This is a genomic window from Succinatimonas hippei YIT 12066 (genome assembly GCF_000188195.1).
In the GTDB taxonomy this organism is placed as follows: domain Bacteria; phylum Pseudomonadota; class Gammaproteobacteria; order Enterobacterales; family Succinivibrionaceae; genus Succinatimonas; species Succinatimonas hippei.
This window is the reverse complement of the sequence record NZ_GL831050.1, coordinates 1-3313: the sequence shown is the minus strand read 5'-3', so window position 1 is coordinate 3313 and position 3313 is coordinate 1. Positions and strand designations below refer to the sequence as shown.

Annotated in this window: 3 protein-coding genes; all 3 read left to right on the top strand. The window is 48.6% G+C overall.

The window, feature by feature from the left end:
- Nucleotides 1-164: 164 nt before the first annotated feature.
- Nucleotides 165-539, top strand: coding sequence for a 30S ribosomal protein S12 (gene rpsL, locus HMPREF9444_RS08280; RefSeq protein ID WP_009143968.1), 375 nt, complete (start codon nt 165-167; stop codon nt 537-539).
- A 101-nt stretch (nt 540-640) separates the two neighbouring features.
- The gene (rpsG, locus tag HMPREF9444_RS08275) at nt 641-1111 is read left to right on the top strand and encodes a 30S ribosomal protein S7 (RefSeq protein WP_009143967.1); all 471 of its coding nucleotides are present in this window, start codon (nt 641-643) and stop codon (nt 1109-1111) included.
- 18 nt (nt 1112-1129) lie between these two features.
- A complete protein-coding gene (gene fusA, locus HMPREF9444_RS08270) occupies nt 1130-3232 on the top strand; it encodes an elongation factor G (RefSeq protein WP_009143966.1) in 2103 nt (700 codons plus the stop codon).
- Nucleotides 3233-3313 lie beyond the last annotated feature (81 nt).

Below are 3313 nucleotides of genomic sequence, written 5' to 3'. Positions count from 1 at the left end.
GTGAACTCCATCAGTTTGATCGTTTTGCCATATGATATTTATTTGCTTTATGACATGAAATAAGATTGATCTTTTAACTTTTTAAGTATTAAAATACACTGCTCCCGATTGTCGGGAGAATAGTAAAGTCTGTCCAATAATGGACCAACAGGAGATTTTATTTAATGGCTACTATTAACCAGCTGGTTCGTAAGCCGCGTGTGAAGGTTGTTTCAAAGAACAAGGTTCCGGCCTTAGAAGCATGCCCTCAGAAGCGTGGTGTATGCACCCGCGTTTATGCTACTAAGCCTAAGAAGCCGAATTCGGCTATGCGTAAAGTTTGTCGTGTCCGCTTGACCAACGGTTTTGAAGTTACTTCCTATATCGGTGGCGAGGGTCACAACCTGCAGGAACACTCTGTCGTTATGATTCGCGGCGGACGTGTGAAGGATCTTCCGGGTGTTCGTTACCACACCATTCGTGGTACCTTAGACTGCTCCGGTGTTAAAGATCGCAAGCAGGGTCGCTCTAAGTATGGTGTCAAGAAGCCGAAGGCTTAATCGACATCCCCGCAGAGTAAGGCCAAACAGCAATTAGTGCTAGAGATATAAAGAAGTTTAACCAAAGTTTTGGAAAACCCTGAAGTTACGAGGATTTATAAATGCCAAGACGTCGTGTCGTAGGTCAGCGCAAGATTCTGCCTGATCCTAAGTTCGGTTCAGAGCTGTTAGCAAAGTTCATCAATGTTGTTATGAAAGATGGTAAAAAGTCCATCGCTGAGAGCATTGTTTACGGCGCTTTAGATATCATTTCCCAGAAGAGCGGCAAGGAGCACCTCGCCCTGTTCGAGGAAGCCCTTGATCATATTCGCCCTGCAGTTGAAGTTAAATCCCGCCGTGTCGGCGGTTCTACCTATCAGGTACCGGTTGAAGTACGTCCTGCCCGCGGCAATGCATTAGCAATGCGCTGGCTCGTTGATGCCGCCCGTTCCCGTCATGAGAAGACCATGGCTCTGCGTTTGGCAGGTGAGATGATGGATGCTTCCGAAAGCAAGGGAACCGCTGTTAAGAAGCGTGAGGACGTTCATCGTATGGCTGAGGCTAATAAGGCCTTTGCTCACTTCCGCTGGTAAAATTAGAGGTTTTTTAAATTGCCACGTACAACTCCTATACAACTGTACCGTAATATCGGTATCAGTGCTCATATCGATGCCGGCAAAACCACTACTACCGAGCGTATTTTGTTTTATACCGGAAAGAACCACAAATTAGGTGAGGTTCATGACGGTGCTGCTACTATGGACTGGATGGTCCAGGAGCAGGAACGCGGTATTACCATTACTTCTGCTGCTACTACCTGCTATTGGCAAGGTATGGCTCACCAGTTTAAGAACAAATACCGTTTCAACATCATTGACACTCCGGGCCACGTAGACTTCACTATTGAAGTTGAGCGTTCCATGCGTGTTCTCGACGGCGCCGTAATGGTTTACTGCGCAGTAGGCGGCGTACAGCCTCAGTCCGAGACCGTATGGCGTCAGGCCAATAAGTACAACGTCCCTCGTATTGCTTTTGTTAATAAGATGGACCGTACCGGTGCAAATTTCCTGCGTGTCGTTGAGCAGATTAAGACCCGCCTCAAGGGTAATCCGGTTCCTCTTCAGCTGCCTATCGGTAAAGAAGATACCTTCGTCGGCGTTGTTGACTTGTTAAAGCGCAAGGCTATTGACTGGAACGAAGCAGATCAGGGCGTAACTTTTGAGTACGTTGAGATCCCTGAAGACATGAAGGAAGAGGTTGAAGAGTGGCGCGCCAAATTGGTTGAAGCTGCAGCAGAAGCCAATGAAACCTTGATGGAAAAATATTTCGGCGGTGAAGAGCTTACCGAAGAGGAAATCGTTGCCGGTATCCGTGAGCGTACCTTACGCTGCGAAATCATTCCGATGTGCTGCGGTTCAGCATTTAAGAACAAGGGTGTTCAGGCTATGCTTGACGCCGTCGTAATGTACTTGCCTTCTCCGCTTGATATTCCTCCGGTTAAGGGTGAGAAACTTGACGGAACCCCTGATGAGCGTAAAGCTTCCGATGCAGAGCCTTTCTCAGCATTGGCCTTTAAGATTGCAACCGATCCTTTCGTCGGTAACTTAACCTTCTTGCGCTGCTACTCAGGTACTATCAATTCAGGTGACACTGTATTGAACTCCGTTAAGCAGAAGCGTGAGCGTTTCGGCCGTTTGGTTTTGATGCACGCCAACAACCGTCAGGAAATCAAAGAGATTTACGCCGGTGATATCGTTGCAGCCATCGGTTTGAAGGAATCCACCACCGGTGATACTTTGTGTGACGAAGCTCATCCGATTATTCTTGAGCGCATGGAGTTCCCGGAGCCGGTTATTTCAGTTGCCGTTGAACCTAAGACCAAAGCTGACCAGGAAAAGATGGCTCTTGCTTTGAACCGTTTGGCTCAGGAAGATCCTTCCTTCCGCGTTCATACCGATGAAGAATCCGGACAGACCATTATTTCCGGTATGGGTGAGTTGCACCTCGACATCATCGTCGACCGTATGCGCCGTGAATTCAACGTTGACTGCAACGTCGGCAAGCCTCAGGTTGCTTACCGTGAAACCATTCGCTCCAAGGTTGAGTCCGAAGGCAAATTCGTACGTCAGTCCGGCGGCCGTGGTCAATACGGTCACTGCTGGCTCCGTATCGAGCCGCTTGAGGCCGGTAAGGGTTATGAGTTCGCCAATGAAGTCGTCGGCGGTGTTATTCCTAAGGAATACATCCCTGCTGTTGACAAGGGCGTTCAGGAACAGGTTGCAAACGGCGTTCTCGCCGGCTACCCGGTTGTTGACGTTAAGGTTACCGTCTATGACGGTTCATACCACGAAGTCGACTCCTCAGAAATGGCCTTCAAGATTGCCGGTTCCATGGCATTCAAGAGCGGCTTTATGAAAGCCAATCCGGTTCTTCTCGAGCCTTTGATGAAGGTTGAAGTAGAGACTCCGGAAGAGTACATGGGTGACGTTATCGGCGACCTCAACCGCCGTCGCGGCTTGGTTGAAGGTATGGAAGACGGTCCTACCGGCAAGATTGTTCATGCCATGGTACCGCTTGCCGAGATGTTCGGTTATGCAACCGACTTGCGCTCTCAGACCCAGGGCCGTGCTTCTTACGTAATGGAATTCGGTCATTACGCTGAGGCTCCGAAGAATATTGCCGAAGCAGTTATCGCTGCTCGTCAGACTAAGTAATATTTAGTATAATTTGCGGTGCGGCGTTGCGTTCGCATCGCATAAATATAGGAATTTTAAAAAATGGCAAAAGAAAAGTAT

Excerpts from the sequence above, each read along its gene's own strand:
- rpsG (WP_009143967.1), top strand. The coding sequence starts at position 641 with ATGCCAAGACGTCGTGTCGTAGGTCAGCGCAAGATTCTGCCTGATCCT.
- rpsL (WP_009143968.1), top strand. The coding sequence starts at position 165 with ATGGCTACTATTAACCAGCTGGTTCGTAAGCCGCGTGTGAAGGTTGTT.